Here is a 17,088-nt window from a genome sequence, read left to right as displayed (position 1 = left end):
GGCAGGCACGCGGCTCATCCGTCAATCATCCGTCATCACATGCGTGTTGCGCGGAATGGTCGCGAGCGTGATCGCGGTGATCAGCCCGAAGGCGATCAGCATCAACGCGACCGGCCACGGTTCGCGCACCTTCGCGTACAACGCGGTTGCCACCAGCGGCGCGAGTCCGCCGGAAAACACCGACGCGATTTCATGGCCGAGCGCCATGCCCGAATAGCGGACTTCGGTCGGAAAGAGTTCGCCCATCAGCGCGGGCTGCGTGCCGATCATCGCGCCGTGGCAGAACGGCAAGCCGAGCGCGAGCGACAAAAACACGTACATCGGCTGATGCGTATCGATCAGCCAGAAGGCCGGAAACGCGATCACCACGAGGCCGAGCGCGCCGATCATATAGACGGGGCGTCGTCCGATCGAATCCGACAGACGGCCCCACATCACGATCGTGACGAGTTCGAGCAGCATCGCGGTCATCACGCCGCCGAGCATCACCGACACCGGCACACCCACGGCCTTGCCATACACCAGCACGAACGACAGAAAAATATAGGTGCCGCCGTTTTCGGCGACGCGCAGCCCCATCGCCTGCAGCACCTGCTTCGGATGGTTGCGCAGCACCGTCAGCACCGGCATGTGCTTCGGACGCGCGGCCGAGAATTCGCGGCTCTCCGGCAAGCGCCGGCGGATATACACGCCCACGCCGAAGATCAATACGCTCGCGAGGAACGGCACGCGCCAGCCCCACGACATGAAGCTTTCGAGCGGCAGACGCTGCACCAGATAGAAGGCCGCCGCCGACAGCACGAAGCCGCCCGCGACGCCTAGCTGGCTGAACGACGCGTAGTAGCCGCGACGATGAGCCGGCGCGGTCTCGCTGATCAGCAGCACGCCACCGCCCCATTCGCCGCCGGACGCGATGCCTTGCACGACGCGCAGACACACCAGCGCGATCGGCGCGAGGAAGCCGGCTTGCGAGAAGGTCGGCAGCAGACCGATACCGAAGGTCGCGACGCCCATCATCATCAGCGTGACGACCAGCGCGCGCTTGCGGCCATGTCTGTCGCCGATATGGCCGAACACGATGCCGCCGATCGGTCGCGCGAGAAAGCCGATCGCGAAGCCCGCGAAAGCGGCAAGCGTGCCGAGCAACGGATCGCCGTGCAGCGGAAAGAACAGCGGACCGAAGATCAGCGCGGCCGCGGTGCCGTACAGGAAGAAGTCATACCATTCGAGCGCGTTGCCGAGCACCGACGCGACGATGATCCGTCGCAATGTGCGCGAGCTTTGCGTAGTCTGCGACGCAGCCGGTGACGCGGATGCGGGAGGCGCTTTGGCCGAGGGAGAAAGCGTGTCGTGTTGCATCGTTGTGCTCGCTGGTGTCGCGCGGATCAGGTGGGGACTTCGCGCGTATCGTGGGTGAAAAAGCAGGGGTAAAAAGTGTGAAGCCGAAAAACGTGAATCCGCAAAAACGCAAAAGGGCGCTAGCGCCCGAGTGATTTCGCGGTCTCACCGCCAAGACCGAAATCGGTATTCGGAATGTCCTTGATGATCACGCGCGTTGCGTCGAGCGGCGAATCGAGCACGTCGGCGCTCGTCTTCGCCAGCGCTTCGATCAGCGCGGCTTTCTGTTCGAGCGTGCGCCCGGCAATCAGGATCGCGACGATCACCGGCAACGCGGGCGGCGCACCGTCAGCGGCCCGCTTGCCGCCGATGCCGTAATGCGTTGCGGCGAGTTCGCTCAGCAGAATGCGCACGGACGCCGCGGGCGCGCCGATCGCCTCGACCGTCGCATCGGTAAGCCGTCCGATCAGCGACGCCTTGCGTGCTTCCGCGTGTCCCGCGGGTAAATAGACTTCGAGTGTGGGCATGATTCGAATCGCAAAAGGGCGCGCGGGTTTTCTCGCGCGCCCCTGTTTTTAGAGCAGGAAACCGATCGCGCTCAGCGCTTCGGTCGAATCGATCAGACGGATCACTTTCTGTTGCAGCTTCGGCTCGCCGCTCGCGAAACTGATGCGATGCGTGAGGTCCGCCGCGAAGATCGTGTTCGTGCCGCGCTTGTACGCAACGATGATCTGCGCGGACTTCACTTCGACCGTATCGGCCGCGTCGCTCGACAGCGTGAAACGCGACACCGTGCGTACCGTGCGCGCCGCATCGGTGGCCGATGCCGAATAGCCGGAGGTCATGCGCTGCACGCGCATCTCACGCATATGCTGGTCGTCGTACGCATAGTTCAGCGTCGCGGCGAAGTCGGTCGTATGCGGATCGATCGGCACCACGTAGTGGCCTTCCGGGTCCCACAGGTCGAGCCATGCGCTGTATTCGCGGCGGTCGAGCATTTCGGCTTCGCGCCAGATGAATTGCACCGCGCGGTCGAAGATCTGTTGCGAGTTGAGTGCGTTTCGGTCGTCCATCATGCCTCCATCATCGCGCGCCACTGCGCGTACGCTTCGCGCATGCCGGTTTCGTCGGTTGCGTGCGCGGTTTTTTCGCCGTTCGGTGCGGTCGTTTCGCGGTTCAGGCCGCGATTCACGAGGATCGGAATATCGGGGCCCGCGTGCGAGCCGCGTTGCACGCGCTCCCACGCTTCGGCGTCGTCGGGGCTGCCGAAACCGAACGGGCCCTGGAAGTGTTCATGGATGCGCAGACGCACGCGGTTGGCTTCGTCCGGGCCGCCGTCCATTGCGAGCGCAACGTGACGAATTTCGGTTTCCTCGGCGGAAATCGGCCGCAGCACGCGGAAAAACGCCATCGACAGCGCGAGGTTCGGGAACAGGTTCAGGTTGAAGCCGACGCCCATCAGCGAGCGCACGATGCGGCGCACTTCCTCGGGCGTATGGCGCTCGGCGAGCTGCGCGGCCAGTTGCTGGAAGCGCTCGGGCAGCGGCGCGCCGTCGTCCTGATCGAGATCGACGAGTTCGGGCACCAGCACCGCGAGGCTGTGACCGTTGCCGAGCGAGCGGCAGAACGCTTTATCGCTCGTCATGAAGCTGGTGATGGCCGCGGCGGTTTCGTCGTCGATCGACTTCATCCACGATTTGTGCACGACCGGGAAGTGATACAGATCCGTGGTGTTTTCGAGCTGGATCTTCCAGTTGCCCTTGAACTTGAACTTGTGCTCGCCGTTGGCCTTCACCGGATAGCCCGCGCCCTGTTTCATGAACAGGTCGATCCACGGCTTCGCTCCGCCGAGAAAATCTTCGAGCGGCTCGATGTCCTGGTTGAAGCTCGCGAAGATGAGCCCCTGGTAAATGCCGACGCGCAGCTTTTCGAGCGGCAGGTCGCCCTTTTCGCAGACGCCTTCGTAGCCGTCGCCGTAGGGCAGTGCGCGCAGCGTGCCGTCGAGCGCGTACGACCAGCTGTGGTACGGGCAGGTGAAACCCTTCGCATTGCCCTTGTGCTCTTCGCACACGGTCGCGCCGCGATGGCGGCAGCGGTTTTGCAGCACGTTGACCGTGCCGTTCTTGTCGCGCACGACGATCACCGGCTGGCGGCCGATCGTGGTGGTGCGGAAATCTCCCGGCTTGGGCAGTTCGCTTTCGTGCGCGACCCAGATCCACGTCTTGTAGAAAATGCGTTCGAGTTCCTCTTCGAACAGCGCCGGATCGTAGTACAGCGAAGGCGCGATGCGGTCGGCCTGTACGCGGCCGTGCAGCGTACTCGTGTCGATGGTCTGCCAGGTATCGCTCATGGTGTTCGGTATCGGGGTGGTCGCGACGTGTCGCGAGTGGGTAGATCACAGCGAGCGATGTCGCCGCTGCGTTGATGGAAGTCTCGTCCGTGGTGCTTCATGCGTCAAATCGATCTAAAATTGATCCTCACATAAATACGACTGATAAAGGTCCACGAGCCATGCCGTCACTCGATCACGTCGATCTCAATCTGCTGCGGGTTTTTCAGGCCATCGTCGAGGAGCGCAGCCTGACGAAGGCGGGCGAACGGCTCGCGCTATCGCAGCCCGCGATCAGCTATTCGCTGTCGCGGCTGCGCTCGCTGTTCGACGATCCGCTCTTTATCCGCACGCGCGCGGGCATGCAGCCCACGCCGGTCGCGCTGGAAATCGCGCCGATCGTCGGCCGCGCGCTCGACACCGTGCGCGAGGCGCTGCGCTACGCCGAGCGCTTCGACCCGGCGGTCAGCGCGCGCACGTTCAGGATGTCGTTGTCGGATGCGGGGGAGATGGCGTATTTGCCGCCGATCTGCGAGGCGCTTCATCGCGAGGCGCCGCATATCAAGGTGTGTGTCGAGCCGCTGCCGGTCGAGGCGATCGAGGATGCGCTACGCGCGAGCCGGCTCGATTTCGCGATCGGCAATCTGCCCGAACTGACGTCGCGCACGCGGCACCAGTTGCTGTTCGAGGAAACCTATGTATGCATGACGCGGCGGCGCCGCGGCTTGCCGCGCGGCGATACGTTCAGCCTCGCGCAATTCGTCGAGGCGTCGCATGTGCAGGTGAGATCGGTCGAGCACAGTCACCATGCGCTCGACGACGCGCTGCGCTCGCAGGGCGTCGGAAGGAATATCGCGCTCGAATTGCCGCACTTCGTCGCGCTACCGAACGTGCTGGCCGTGACGGATCTGTATGCGACGCTGCCGCGCCGTCTCGCGCATCTGTTCAATCTCGACAAGCGCTTCCAGATCTATGCGCTGCCCGTGCCGCTGCCGGTGGCCGCGGTGACGATGCACTGGCACGAGCATTTTCACGAGGATGAGGGGATCGCGTGGATGCGCGGGCTGATTCAGGGGATCATGGAGCGGTTCGATAGTTCGATGCCTTGAGTGGCATGGCCTTGAAATAGGCTCGTAAAGCCATTTTGCGCGTGCGGCACGACACGGAAATCAGGTCCTGGCGATTTCGGAAACAGTTCTTGAAACGCTATTCCTGATTGAATATCATCAATCCATTTCGATCAAAGGGAATGCCCATGCGACCGTCCGTCGTGCTCGATATGAAGCGGAACGCCGTGCGCGAGCTGACGGGCCGCTTTCGCGCGGCGAATCCGCGCGTCTTCGGTTCAGTGCTGCATGGCACCGACCGGGACGGCAGCGACCTCGATCTGCTGGTCGATGCGCTACCCGGCGCGACGCTGTTTGACCTCGGCGGACTGCAGGACGAACTGGAATCGCTGCTTGGCGTTCACGTCGATGTGCTCACGCCGGCAGACTTGCCGCCAAAGTTTCGGGCCAAGGTACTCGCGGAGGCACGGCCTGTATGAGCGAGAATCGGCTTTCTGATTATCTCGACCACATGCAACAGGCCGCGGCGAACGCGTGCAGTTTCGTGGAAGACCAGGGCAAGGACGACTTTCTTGTCGACAAGCGCACCCAGCAGGCAGTCGTCATGAGCCTCATCATCATTGGCGAGGCAGCCACGAAGGTGATGGATGGCTACGCCGCGTTCGCGCAAGCACACCCCGAAATACCGTGGCGCAGTATGCGCGGCATGCGCAACCGTATTGCTCACGGCTACTTCGACATTAACCTCGATGTCGTATGGGATACCGTGCAGACGGCTCTCCCGCAACTGCTGCAACAGCTACCCAACGCGTGCGAAGACGCAGCCGATGACGGTCACGACGTCGATGGGGCACAGTCGTGACCGAATTGGAGTCGGCGGAAATTTAGCAGCCTTCGCATCTATCAGCGCTAAGTCGAACAGCCTTCGCGCTATCGCTCAAAGATCAAGCACAAGCACCGCCGACCGCGAACGCGAAATACAGCAGCAGATCACCTTATTACTCGCGCGCTCGGCCTTGCTGAGACAGTGATCGCGATGTTCCGGCTCACCGGTCACGACATCGACCATGCAGGTCCCGCACACGCCTTCGCCACACGACGTATCGACCTCGATGCCGATCGATGCAAGCGCATCGACGATCGACGTGTTCTTTTCGACGCGCACGGTTTGCCCCGTGCTCGCAACCTGCACGTCGAACTCATCGAGCGATGCGTTGCTATCGGGCTGTACCGGCTCCGCCGCGAAGCGTTCGAGATGAATCGCGTCTTCGGGCAGGCGCTTTTCTGCCGCCGCCACCACGCGCTCCATAAATGCCGAAGGCCCGCAGGTATAAACGTGCGTGCCGGCCGATACATCGGCGAGACACGTGGCCAGCACGCCGTCGAGCGCATCCGGCTCCCCACCGAAATGCAGCTTCACATAGGCCGCAAACGGTGCGCGCGCGAGCAGCGGCAGGAACGCCGCGTGTTCCTCGCTGCGCGCGAAGTAGTGCAGTTCGAACGGCGCGCTCTGCTTGATGAGGCGATAAGCCATCGACAGCAGCGGCGTGATGCCGATGCCCGCGCCGACCAGTACATGACGCTGCGCACCCGGAGCGAGCTGGAACAGGTTGCGCGGCGCGCCGACCGAGAGTTCGGTGCCCACCATCACGTCGTCATGCAGCGAGCTCGAACCGCCGCGCGACGTGCTCTCGCGCTTGACCGCGAACAACTGCGCATCGCGCTGGTCGGGGTCGCCGCACAGCGAGTACTGACGCGTGATGCCGGACGGTGCGGTGACATCGATATGCGCGCCTGGCTCATAGGCATCGAACGGTTTGCCGTCGAGCCGGGTGATGCTGAACGAGCGAATGCCGTGTGCTTCGTCACGCAACGCGTCGACGCGAACCTTGAAGGGAGTGGCTTGCATGGTGAGACCCGATCGCTGAAATGGCTGGATGCTGGACTTGATATAACGATCGCGCACGCTGCGCGAGGAGACTGGGACCGAGCATACGGCGATCCGTTGGATCAGGCAAATCGATAAAAAATGGCTGGATGAATAAGTGCCATTGATAATCGGAAAGGGAGAGACGCGTTGTCAGCGGCGATGCCTTTCACTGAGTTCGGCGATTTGAGTCTGAAGCGCGCCGAGAAAGACATTCACCCTGTTCGGTACGTAGCGCCTGCTCGGCATCACGGCCCAGACCGACAAATCCTCCATGGCCGCGTCCTGCAGATGAACCTGTACCAGCGAATTGTCGGCTAACTGCCGGAACACATCCCAATACGTCAATTGCGCGAGTCCAAGACCTTGCATGGCGGCGGTCCGCGCCGCTTCGACGCTGGTCGTGGTGAGGCGGGCATCCACCTGTTTGCGGATCAACGCGCCGTCGACGATAAGCGGCCACCGTCTTACCGCACTCAGCCGGATACAGGCGTGATCGTCGAGGTCGGCAACGGTCGAAGGACGTCCGTGCTTCTTCAGATAAGCTGGCGCGGCGCAAATGAGACGAGGATTGGAAACCATCTTCTTCGCCACCAGCTCGGAGTCCTCCAGCGGCGCAATCCGCAAGGCCACGTCGAGGCCTTGCCCGACGATATCGACCTGACGATCGGAAAGGTCGAGGTCGATACGAAGCTCGGGATTGGCTTCGAGCAAACTTGCAAGCATGGGCAACACGACGGATTGTCCGAACCCACTTGGCGCCGTCACACGAAGTATCCCCGACGCCTTCCCCTGCGACGGGCTGAGCTCGGCGCGCGCACCGGACTCCGCATCGGCCATCGCGGTGGCAAAAGACACGAAGGCCTCACCTTCGGCGGTCAGCGTGAGCGATCGGGTCGTTCGATGAAAGAGCCGCACGCCGAGATCTTCTTCCAGCGCGGCGATGCGCCGCGACACCTGCATCGGAACGACGTTGAGCTGCCGTGCGGCGGCGGAAAGACTGCCTGCCGACGCAACCGCGAGGAAAGTTCGAACGTCTGGAAGGAACATGGTTTATATCCAATTGTGTTACGACGGCTTCACCTTCCGATGTCTGTTTCTCCGCTCTTCCGCGGCCTACGATGAAGTCACTTTCCTCTTTCTTGACGAGCCGCGAAATGACCGACTTTAACTCGCAGATCCTTTCTCCCTACAACGGCAACGGTATCGCGGTACGCAACCGCGTCGCAGTCGCCCCGATGACACGCATCACCGCCACGGAATACGGTCACCCGACACAGACGATGTTCGATTACTACGCGCGTTTCGCGAAGGGCGGCTTCGGTCTCGTCACGACAGAAGGAATCTATACCGACAAGGCGTTCTCGCAAGGATACCGATTTCAACCGGGCCTCGCCGATGACGAACAGGCGCGGGCGTGGAGCGAGTTCAATCGCGACATGCACGCACATGGCGCGCGCGTGTTCGCACAACTGATGCATGCAGGCGCGCTGAGTCAGGGCAATGTTTATCGCACGCACACCGTCGCGCCGTCGGCCGTTCGGCCCAAGGGTGAACAGATGGCATTTTATTATGGCGATGGGCCGTATCCGGAACCGCGGCAGATGACCGATGCCGAGATCGACGAGGCGATACAAGGCTTCGTGCAGGCCGCGCATCGCGCGGTCAACATCGCGGGATTCAGCGGTGTGGAGATCCACGGCGCGAATGGCTATCTGCTCGACCAGTTTCTGGGCGCGCACACCAATCTCAGAACCGACCGTTGGGGTGGCAGCACGCGGGCGCGAGTGCAACTGCTCGTCGATGTCGTGAATTCGGTACGGCGCGGCATCGGCAATGCAGCACCAGTCGGTATTCGCATCTCGCAGGGCAAGGTCAACGACTTCACGTCAAAGTGGCCAGGCGGCGAGGCGGACGCCGAAGTGATCTTCGGCACACTTGGCGACGCAGGCGTGGATTTCATCCACGTCACCGAGCACGAAGCGTGGCAGCCCGCATTCGAAAGCACGCGTGACAGCCTCGTCGCACTCGCGCGCCGGTACGCGCCGAACGTGACGATCACCGCGAACGGCGGCCTGCATACGGCGGAGCGTATCGCCCACATGCTGGCGTCCGGCGCGGACATCGTCACCGTTGGGCGAGGCGCGCTCGCGAACCCCGATCTGCCGATGCTTCTCGCAAACGGGCGCGAACCGAGGAAATTCGATAGCTCGATCCTGCAGCCCATCGCCAGCATCAAGGACGACGAACTCGCGATACAGTTGGCTTCCTGATCGCGGCAGTGAGCTCAACAGTGAGCGTAGCAGTGAGCGCGCCCCGGATCCAAAGCAGATCACGAAGCGTGCTCACTCTGTGTCGATCATTCGACGCGCTTCACCGCGAACAACAGCGCGTGCTGCTCGTTGACGATATACGTCTGATAGCGGTTGGGAAGCAACGCGTTGACGGCGTGCCAAACGGGCAGCGCGTCATGTGCGATGTCTTCCACCACGACCCAGCCGCCGAGCCTCACTTTTTTCAACCCGAAGATCAGCGTCTGGATGTTGGCGTGCGGAGAGTGCAGACCATCGTCGATGATGAGATCGCATTCGCCGGGCACTGACCTCGCGAGCTGCTCGAAAGCGGCTGGATCGGTCTGGTCGACGAAGAACGTCTTGATGCGCTCTTCCTCGAAGAGAACCCGGCGGTCGATGTCCGCTCCATGAATCTGCGCGAAAGGCAGAAAATCCCTGAACGCCCTGAGCGATCCGCCAGCCTCGCCTCTGACCATGTACGAAACGGTGTCGGAATGATGCGTGCCTATGCCGATTTCGATCACCGAGCGCATGGCCTCGCGATCCGCAAGGATCGCACCGTACAGATGGTGATAGCTGTGATAGCTCGACTTGTCGCTGCCTCGAGCGTCGAGGTACTCCTTCAGCGCAGCCGCGGCCTGCCGTTGTTCGTCATTGGCCGGAAAGTCGGCGATTTCGATGACGGGCGCCCGCGGCCTTCCGACCGAAGCCGCCAGCTCGCTCAAGAGAGGAAGCGTCTGGTTGATCGCATCGACCGTGAGCTTCGCTCGGGCCTTATAGCTTCCTTCGCTATTCGGAATGAACTGCGGGAAACTGCGCAGCACGTTCATCACGCTGAAATTGCTGAGCCTGCGCTGCGCGGCCCGGGCGTAATGATCGACTACGGCGAAATGCGAACTGTGAGATTTGCTGGGGGAGTGGGACTCGGTGCTGGCGACGCTATCGCGCATGGTCGATCTCCTTCAGTCGGGTCAGTCGTGCATGGGTTGCAAGCCGTATGAGGTTCACGCAAGGCTTGACCATGAACTACTTCGTCGCTCGGCGCAACCCTCGCATTTTCTGGGCCAGCAAAACAAGGCTCATCACGGGGTCGAGAGCTGAATTGTTGATGACTTCTCTGTGACTAGCGCTGCGGCTGATGAAACATGTCATAGAGCGTTCGCCGCAACCACGCGATGCCCGGATCGGCCGCGAATTGCGTATGCGTGTGCACCTGGATCTCGATAGGCGGCAGCTTGAACGGCAGCGGCAGAATGCGAAACGCCTTGCCGCGATTGAAACGGCGCGCAATGCTCTTCGGGAAGATGATCGCCAGATCGGTATGCATGACGATCTCGGGCGCGACAACGAAATGAGGCAGCCTGAGCACCACTTCGCGCTTCAGATTCAACTCGTCGAGCCACTGTTCGACCATCCGGTGACCGGTCGCATTGGTGCTCGCATACACATAGCGCAATGCCGCCAGGTCCTCGCGGGTCGGTTTGGTTTTTCGCAGCGGATGGCCGGCGCGCACCACGCACACATGCTCGTCGATGAATAGCGTTTGCGTCACGCAACCGGCGTCGAGCCCCGGCACATAGCCGAGCGCGAGATCGATCTCGCCGGCGCGCATCGCGGCGCTCACCGATTCCACCGGCACATTGGTCACTTCGATGCGAATGCCGCGCGTGTCGCGGTCGAGCATCGCGAGCAGCGGCGGCAGAAAGTAGAACTCCGACATGTCCGACATCGAGATGCGGAACACGCGCTGCGCGGTGGCGGCATCGAATTTCGCCAGTTGCTGGACGGCGTCGCTGATGATCGCGAACGCCTGCGCGAGCGGCGGATACAGACGAAACGCGGCATCGGTGGGCACCATGCCGTTGGGCGTGCGCACGAACAGCGGATCTTCGAACAGTGTGCGCAGCCGCCGCAGTGCATGACTGACCGCGGGTTGCGTGATCGCCAGCCGCTCTCCGGCGGCGGTCAGGCTGCGCAGATCCCAGATTGCGAGGAAGACCCGCAACAGGTTCAGATCGGTGCCGGCAAGGTTGGGTTGGCTCATGCACTGCGTCTCGAACGGGGAGCGATGCCCGTGCCGGGGCGCTTGAGGCAATCATGCGGCGTTTGCCCATGCATCGACGGCAAGTCGGCGGCAAGTCGGCGTCAATACCAGGGCCGGTCACGGTCCCGCGAATTTACCGTAAATGCTGCGCATTGGGTAATGCGGAGTTGCACCGCTATACGGCGGCAGCGCGTGGAAGTCGCGACGCATCGCGTCCCGCACCGGTGACGCGAGTGCATCCGCGAGCGCGCGTGCATCGTCGAATACGACCTTATTGCGCTGCATCGGGTTGGTGCGCGCGAAGGGCAGGCCGCTGCAATAGTCCATGCGCGTGTAGATTTCCAGCTCGCGCAGCGCCGGCAATTGCAGCATCAACGGCGGATGATGCCGCAAATAATGCGTGAGCCACGCATCGAAATCGTCGGCGGGGCCTTCGTAAGCGACCATATACGTGCATCGCTGCTCGCAACCGTTCATCGGCATCGCCTCGGGCGGCGAGAGCTTGCGCACGGCCATCACCTGCTGCGAGAACGTGGATTCGTCGAGCGTCGCGAACGCGGCGCGCCGCAGTGCGCGATCGACGCTGCCTGATGGTGCGAGCGCGCGTTCCAGCGCGTCGAGGTCATCGAAATACCATTGCAGCATGCACGACGGCGTCGCTGGGTCTCGTGCCGTATCCGCACCATGCTGATGCGATACCGGCTCGTGCACGATCAGTTGAGCCAGCCCCGCGATATCGCTCGCGGCGTGCATCAGCGCGCAGGCATCGAGCGGCGATTCGGCACCGGCCGTCGCTTCGAGAAACAGACAGACCTGCATGCTCACCCCGCCACCGAAGTCACGGCCGCGCGCGCGAGCCGGTGAAATTGCCGGTCGAAATAGATCAGACCGTCGCCTTCGTCGCGCAACGCGATGTGCTCGATCCTCACGAAGAACACCGAGTGCGAGCCCACCGTTCTGTTTTCGCACACCGTGCCTTCGAGACTCGCGATCGCATCGGCGAGCACCGGCATCGCCAGCCGGCCCGGCTGCCACTCGCAGCGCTCGAAGCGCTCAGCCATCGAGCAACCGGTCATGCCCGCGAAAACGCGCGCCAGTTCCTGGCCTTGCGCACCGAGCACGTTGATGCACAGTTGCCGGTTATCGCGCAACACGTCATGCACATAGCTCGACTGATTGACGCAGACGAGCATCGTCGGCGGTGTATCGGTCACCGAGCAGACCGCGCTGGCGGTGATGCCGCAGCGTCCGCGCGGGCCGTCGGTGGTGATCACGTTGACGGCCGCCGCGAGCGAGGCCATGGCGTTGCGAAAGCTCAGTCGCGTTTGATCGTCGGTCATCGCAGCGGGACTCCTCGCTCAAGGGTAGGGCGTCACCGGCGCAATGCCGACGAACAATGCACCGGACGCGTCATAGGTGCCTTCGCCGAGAAACGCGTGCTGCGTCACGACGATCGAATCGCGAACGAGCCGTTGCAAGCGGCTTTCCTGATAGATCGCGCCGATGCCCGCCATCTTGTAGGCGTCCATCACGACATCCGCGCAGGTGTGCGCGGCGTGCGTCGCGCTCAGGCGCAGAATATTCGCCTCGGCCGGTGCGATCGGGTCACCGGCGAGAATCGTTTGCCATGCCGCTTCGGCGGACTCGAAGAAGAACGCGCGCGCACTGCGCAGACGCGCCTCGGCTTGCGCGAGGCCCGAGCGGTAGTAGGCGCGATCGGCGAGACGCGGTGCGCCGGTGGTGGTTTGCGTGACACCCGACATGCCCGCGAGCAGATCGAGCGCGGCGCGCGCGAGACCGATGTTCACGCTCGCATGCACCTGCGCCTGATAGGCGACGGCCGGGTAGCGATAGAGCGGTTCGTCGATCAGTGCGGCGCCACCGCGCACGAAGGTCCAGGCCTCGTCGACGAATTTGTCCTTCAGTCGCAGGTCGTGGCTGCCGGTGCCTTGCATGCCAACCACCTTCCAGTTGTCGACGATTTCGACTTCGCTCGCCGGAAACACGGCCGTGAACGGCTTGCCGGCGTTCGGCTCGCCGGCATTGGCGGGCGTGCCGCCGATGCCCACGCCGATCCAGTCCGCGCCCTTGCAGCCGCTCGCAAAGCGCCATTGCCCGCTGACCCGGAAGCCGCCCGGTGCGCGCTGCGCTTTTTGCAGCGGATAAAGGCCGCCGGCGAACACCTGGTCGGGTCCGTTCTCGTAGAGTTTTTCCTGCGTGTCGAGCGGCAATGCTGCCAGGTAGGTGTTCGCCGAGCCGAACGCGGCGACCCACGCGGTCGAGCCGTCGGCAATCGCAATGCGTTCGAGCATCGCGAGAAACTGGTGCGGCGGCAGCGGATCGCCGCCGAAGCGCTTCGGCGTGCTGGCCCGGAAAATCCCCGCGCGCTTCATTTTCGCGACCATGTCGCGAGGCACGTGCGACAGTGCGTCGAAGTCATCGCGGCGGCGCTCGACCTCGGCGACCAGCGCGTCGAGCGAAAGCGGCCCGGAGTACTCGGGATAGTCGTCCTGCGCGGCGATGATCCGCAGATCGGAGCCACAGGCATCGGTGCTGGCGGTTTGCAGGGCATGCATACGGATTACCTCTGGAAAAATTTGAAACGGGTCGGACGTGGGTGCCCGACCGAAGACTTCATTCGGCTTGCTGGCGTGCCGCGTCGCGCAACGCCTTGGGCCAGGTTTCGCGGGCGCAGCAGGTGGCGATCACGGTAGTCAGGCCGAGCGCGCCGAGATAGATCGCGACGGGTGCCGCGCTTCGGTAATACGCAAGCAGGCCGGTGGCGATCATCGGCGACAGGCCGCCGCCGAGCACCGAGGAAATCTCTCGCCCGATACCGAGCCCCGAATAACGCAGATGCACCGGCAGCAGCTCGCTGATAAAGGCGGGTTGCGCGCCTTCGAGAATGCCGAGCGTCAGGCTGTTCGCGAGCAGCAGCGCGGTCATCACTTTCCAGTACTCGCCCGAGCCGAGCAGCGCGAAGAAAGGCCACGCGACCAGCACCATCGCGATCGCGCCGACCAGATACACCGGCTTGCGGCCGACCTTGTCGGTGATGTGTCCGACCAGCAGCGACACGGGGATCATCAGAAACATCGACAGCGTGAGTCCGCCGAGAATCCACGACGATTTGATTCCGATGAACTGGCCATACGCCAGCGAAAACGCGAAGAAGATGTAGGACGCGCCACCTTCGCCGAAGCGCAGACCGAACACGGTCAGCACCTCGCGCGGACACTGCCGCAGCACGTCGATCACCGGCATGCGGCTTTCGTTGCGCGTTGCTTTGACCTCCGCGAAGGCGGCACTTTCGCTGACCGAGCGGCGCATCCACAAACCGAGCACGACGAGCGCCGCGCTGCCGAGAAACGGCACGCGCCAGCCCCAGCTAAGGAAATCGTCGTGCGACAGGTGCTGCGCGAGCATGAAGGCTGCCGTGGACAGCACGAAGCCGAACGCGGCGCCGCTCGGGCTCCATGCGGCCAACGCGCCGCGCCGCGAGGCCGGCGCGCTTTCGTGAATCATCAGGATGCTGCCGCTCCATTCGCCGCCCGCCGCGAGACCCTGCAGAATGCGCAGGATCACGAGCAGCACCGGCGCCATGATGCCGATCTGCTGATAGGTGGGCAGTGCGCCCATCAGCACGGTCGCGGTGCCCATCGTCAGCATCGTGAGCATCATCACGACCTTGCGGCCGTAGCGGTCGCCCAGATGCCCGCACAGCACGCCGCCGATCGGCCGCGCGATAAAGCCCACGGTAAAGCCGCCGAAGGCCGCGATGGTGCCGATCAACGGATCGTTGCCGACCGGAAAAAAGAGCTTGCCGAACACCAGCGCAGCCGCGGTGCCATAGAGAAAAAAGTCGTACCACTCGAGGATCTGCCCGAGCACGGCCGTGATCACGGCTCGACGGGCTGCGCTGCTCGGCCGGGCGAGCCGATGGGTGGCGACGGCAGCGCTCAGTTGAGAATTCACGGCGTCAGGGTTCATGGTGAGGGCCAGGCACGAAGTTGAAGGGTCCGCTCTGTGGAGATGCCGGGCGACGCGGTTGCGTCACGTCGTCGCGGCATGGGGCAACGATATGAGCCGTCAAACCGTGGGTCAAATTCGGGCCAAAAATGGGTGATATGAATCTGCTGCATGATAGGGGGCTCGCGCTCGGGTCGTGGCCGGCGCGAAATGCCCCCTTGGGCATAGCGTGGGATGCGCTCAGGAGGTGCGCCTGGATCGCATGCTCAGCGCAGTCACTCAGTGCATATGCTTGAAGGCACGCGCTTAGGCGCGCGTCGCGTTCAGTGCCGCATCCACGGCATCGACGTCATCTGCCGCACCCAGCGCGCGCCCGCTTGCATCAGCGCTCTGCGCGTGACGCTGCTCGCGCTCGATGCTCAAACGGAACTGACGGCAGCCGAATCCCAGCAGCACGGTCGCGAGCAGTGCGGCAGCCAGGCTGATGATCGACATCGAATGACCGACCGCGAGCGGCGAGCCGAAGACCTTGTCCGTCAGCAGCGCGACGAGCGTGGTGCCGATGCCGAGACCAATCAGGTTCGACACCAGCAGAAACACCGCGGCAATCTGCGCTCGCATCTGATTCGGCGCGAGCGTTTGCATTGCGGCGGTCGAGGTCGGCATCGGGAACGACGCGAAGAACATCGCGATCACCAGCAGCGTCAGCGACAGACTGAGACTGTCGACCTGCGTGAACGCGGCCGCCGGCAGCACCATCGCCGCCGCGCCGATACAGCCGGCGAGCATCGGACCGTCCGCGCGGCCGCGGCGCAGCAGCCAGTCGTTGAGCCAGCCGCCGCAGAACACGCCGGTCGTATTGGCGACCAGCAGGATCGTGCCGAGCGTATAACCCGCCTGCACCGGCGACATGCCGAAGTGGCGGATATAGAACGCGGGCGTCCAGCTCATCAGGCAGAACAGCGTCATCGCGTAGAACGAAAAGCCGATGTAGTGGCAAAAAAACGTCTTGCCGTGCGAGCGGATAAAGCGCGCGGAATCGGCGAGCGATACGCGCCGCGCGTTGCCGCTCGCGTCCTGCACGAGCCCCTTGCGCTGCGGATCGCGCACCGTGAGGATAAACAGCAGCGCGACGGCAAGGCCCGGCAACCCGACGATAAAGAACGTGACCTGCCAGCCATGCACCGCGCCGACGAGCGGCAGCGTGATCATCGAAGCCTGCTTCAGCAGCGCAATCACATAGCCGCCGATCAGAAACGCAATGCCGCCGCCGATGAACGAGCCGAGCGAATAGACGCCGGCCGCGCGGCCGAGTTTCTCCTTCGGGAAGTAGTCGGCGAGCATCGAGTAAGTGCCGGGCGACAGCGACGCTTCGCCCACGCCGACGCTCATCCGCGAAACGAACATGTGCACGAAGTTCTGGCTGATTCCGCAGGTCGCGGTCGCGACGCTCCATAGCGCGATGCCCGCCGCGATGATCCGCGGCCGCGCGAAGCGATCGGCGAGGTAGGCGAGGGGGATGCCCATCACCGCGTAGAACAGCGAGAACGCGAAGCCTTGCAGCAGGCTGAACTGCGTGTCGGTCAGATGCAGATCGCGCTTGATCGGCTCGATCATCAGCGCGAGCACCTGGCGGTCGACGAATGAAAAGACATAGGCAAGCATGCAGATCAGCACGACGTACCACTCGTACGTATAGCGTCGTGCGGGGGTTACGCTGGGGGTCATCCTGGTTCTCCGATGGGTCGATCGTGTTGTGAGCGCGAACTTGGTCGTTGCGGTCGCTGCAGTCGTTGCAGTCATGGCCTGCCGCATGCACGCGGACGAGGGTGAGTCGAGCCAGCGTACGCAAACAAATTTCCGCGACCAAGGCTCCAATGCCCCAGACATCTGCTGGCAACTACCGAGCGGCCTAAAGGATTTACCAGGAGCATCCCCGCAAATCGAGCGTGCATGCGGGTTCGCGGCCGTATTAGCCGCGCGCCCCGACGCTCATGAATCGAATCTATAAGTGATATGCGGCTGGTTTGATCGACGTTCGATATTGGCCTTTCTAGACTCGCCCCGGTTCTTCAACAACATGACGCGCTTCGAGCACTTGCAGACGAAGCGACGCTCCA

General features: G+C 63.1%; 17 protein-coding genes. 4 read left to right on the top strand and 13 right to left on the bottom strand.

Annotation, left to right across the window (positions count from 1 at the left end; genetic code table 11):
- Positions 1-21 precede the first annotated feature (21 nt).
- The 4 genes from L0U82_RS08995 to L0U82_RS08980 all read right to left on the bottom strand — a co-directional run bounded on the left by L0U82_RS08995 (position 22) and on the right by L0U82_RS08980 (position 3,688).
- A complete protein-coding gene (locus tag L0U82_RS08995; RefSeq protein ID WP_233830145.1) occupies positions 22-1,359 on the bottom strand; it encodes an MFS transporter in 1,338 nt (445 codons plus the stop codon).
- A gap of 119 nt (positions 1,360-1,478) precedes the next feature.
- Positions 1,479-1,865 (bottom strand): tautomerase family protein, encoded by a 387-nt coding sequence (locus tag L0U82_RS08990; protein ID WP_233830144.1) that lies wholly within the window; start codon positions 1,863-1,865, stop codon positions 1,479-1,481.
- Between the two features lie 48 nt (positions 1,866-1,913).
- The gene (locus tag L0U82_RS08985) at positions 1,914-2,414 is read right to left on the bottom strand and encodes an aromatic-ring-hydroxylating dioxygenase subunit beta (RefSeq protein WP_233830143.1); all 501 of its coding nucleotides are present in this window, start codon (positions 2,412-2,414) and stop codon (positions 1,914-1,916) included.
- Entirely contained in the window at positions 2,411-3,688 is a 1,278-nt protein-coding gene (locus tag L0U82_RS08980; RefSeq protein ID WP_233830142.1) for an aromatic ring-hydroxylating oxygenase subunit alpha, read from the bottom strand. Before L0U82_RS08980 ends, L0U82_RS08985 begins: the two co-directional genes overlap by 4 nt.
- A 161-nt stretch (positions 3,689-3,849) precedes the next feature.
- Between L0U82_RS08980 and L0U82_RS08975 the strand changes: the two genes are divergently transcribed.
- The 3 genes from L0U82_RS08975 to L0U82_RS08965 all read left to right on the top strand — a co-directional run bounded on the left by L0U82_RS08975 (position 3,850) and on the right by L0U82_RS08965 (position 5,596).
- The gene (locus L0U82_RS08975; protein ID WP_233830141.1) at positions 3,850-4,776 is read left to right on the top strand and encodes a LysR family transcriptional regulator; all 927 of its coding nucleotides are present in this window, start codon (positions 3,850-3,852) and stop codon (positions 4,774-4,776) included.
- 146 nt (positions 4,777-4,922) lie between these two features.
- Complete coding sequence (locus L0U82_RS08970) at positions 4,923-5,213, top strand: nucleotidyltransferase family protein (RefSeq protein ID WP_233830140.1); 291 nt, start codon at positions 4,923-4,925, stop codon at positions 5,211-5,213.
- Positions 5,210-5,596 carry a HepT-like ribonuclease domain-containing protein gene (locus L0U82_RS08965; protein WP_233830139.1) on the top strand — a complete coding sequence of 129 codons (387 nt, stop codon included), beginning with the start codon at positions 5,210-5,212 and terminating at the stop codon, positions 5,594-5,596. The genes L0U82_RS08970 and L0U82_RS08965 overlap by 4 nt, the downstream gene beginning before the upstream one ends.
- Positions 5,597-5,671: 75 nt before the next feature.
- On the opposite strand, the gene L0U82_RS08960 is transcribed toward L0U82_RS08965, so the two are convergent.
- Both L0U82_RS08960 and L0U82_RS08955 read right to left on the bottom strand, forming a co-directional pair.
- Complete coding sequence (locus tag L0U82_RS08960; protein WP_233830138.1) at positions 5,672-6,643, bottom strand: PDR/VanB family oxidoreductase; 972 nt, start codon at positions 6,641-6,643, stop codon at positions 5,672-5,674.
- Between the two features lie 171 nt (positions 6,644-6,814).
- Positions 6,815-7,711, bottom strand: a complete 897-nt coding sequence (locus L0U82_RS08955; protein WP_233830136.1) for a LysR family transcriptional regulator — start codon at positions 7,709-7,711, stop codon at positions 6,815-6,817.
- Between the two features lie 107 nt (positions 7,712-7,818).
- Between L0U82_RS08955 and L0U82_RS08950 the strand changes: the two genes are divergently transcribed.
- Positions 7,819-8,934 (top strand): NADH:flavin oxidoreductase, encoded by a 1,116-nt coding sequence (locus L0U82_RS08950; RefSeq protein WP_233830134.1) that lies wholly within the window; start codon positions 7,819-7,821, stop codon positions 8,932-8,934.
- 86 nt (positions 8,935-9,020) lie between these two features.
- On the opposite strand, the gene L0U82_RS08945 is transcribed toward L0U82_RS08950, so the two are convergent.
- From L0U82_RS08945 to L0U82_RS08915, 7 genes are all read right to left on the bottom strand, one after another.
- The gene (locus L0U82_RS08945) at positions 9,021-9,905 is read right to left on the bottom strand and encodes a hypothetical protein (RefSeq protein ID WP_233830132.1); all 885 of its coding nucleotides are present in this window, start codon (positions 9,903-9,905) and stop codon (positions 9,021-9,023) included.
- Between the two features lie 173 nt (positions 9,906-10,078).
- Entirely contained in the window at positions 10,079-10,999 is a 921-nt protein-coding gene (locus L0U82_RS08940; protein WP_233830130.1) for a LysR family transcriptional regulator, read from the bottom strand.
- A 117-nt stretch (positions 11,000-11,116) separates the two neighbouring features.
- Positions 11,117-11,818 carry an ethyl tert-butyl ether degradation protein EthD gene (locus L0U82_RS08935; protein WP_233830128.1) on the bottom strand — a complete coding sequence of 234 codons (702 nt, stop codon included), beginning with the start codon at positions 11,816-11,818 and terminating at the stop codon, positions 11,117-11,119.
- A gap of 2 nt (positions 11,819-11,820) precedes the next feature.
- Positions 11,821-12,339 (bottom strand): 4-hydroxyphenylacetate 3-monooxygenase, reductase component, encoded by a 519-nt coding sequence (gene hpaC, locus L0U82_RS08930; protein WP_233830126.1) that lies wholly within the window; start codon positions 12,337-12,339, stop codon positions 11,821-11,823.
- Between the two features lie 18 nt (positions 12,340-12,357).
- A complete protein-coding gene (locus tag L0U82_RS08925) occupies positions 12,358-13,575 on the bottom strand; it encodes an acyl-CoA dehydrogenase family protein (RefSeq protein WP_233830125.1) in 1,218 nt (405 codons plus the stop codon).
- A gap of 58 nt (positions 13,576-13,633) precedes the next feature.
- Positions 13,634-14,989 (bottom strand): MFS transporter, encoded by a 1,356-nt coding sequence (locus L0U82_RS08920; RefSeq protein WP_233830120.1) that lies wholly within the window; start codon positions 14,987-14,989, stop codon positions 13,634-13,636.
- Positions 14,990-15,274: 285 nt separating this feature from the next.
- On the bottom strand, positions 15,275-16,696 hold the full coding sequence (locus L0U82_RS08915; RefSeq protein ID WP_233830118.1) for a spinster family MFS transporter: 1,422 nt from the start codon (positions 16,694-16,696) through the stop codon (positions 15,275-15,277).
- Positions 16,697-17,088: the final 392 nt, after the last annotated feature.

The organism is Paraburkholderia sp. ZP32-5 (genome assembly GCF_021390495.1).
In the GTDB taxonomy this organism is placed as follows: Bacteria; Pseudomonadota; Gammaproteobacteria; order Burkholderiales; family Burkholderiaceae; genus Paraburkholderia.
The sequence above is the reverse complement of the archived record's forward strand: the minus strand, read 5'-3'. Positions and strand labels throughout refer to the sequence as shown.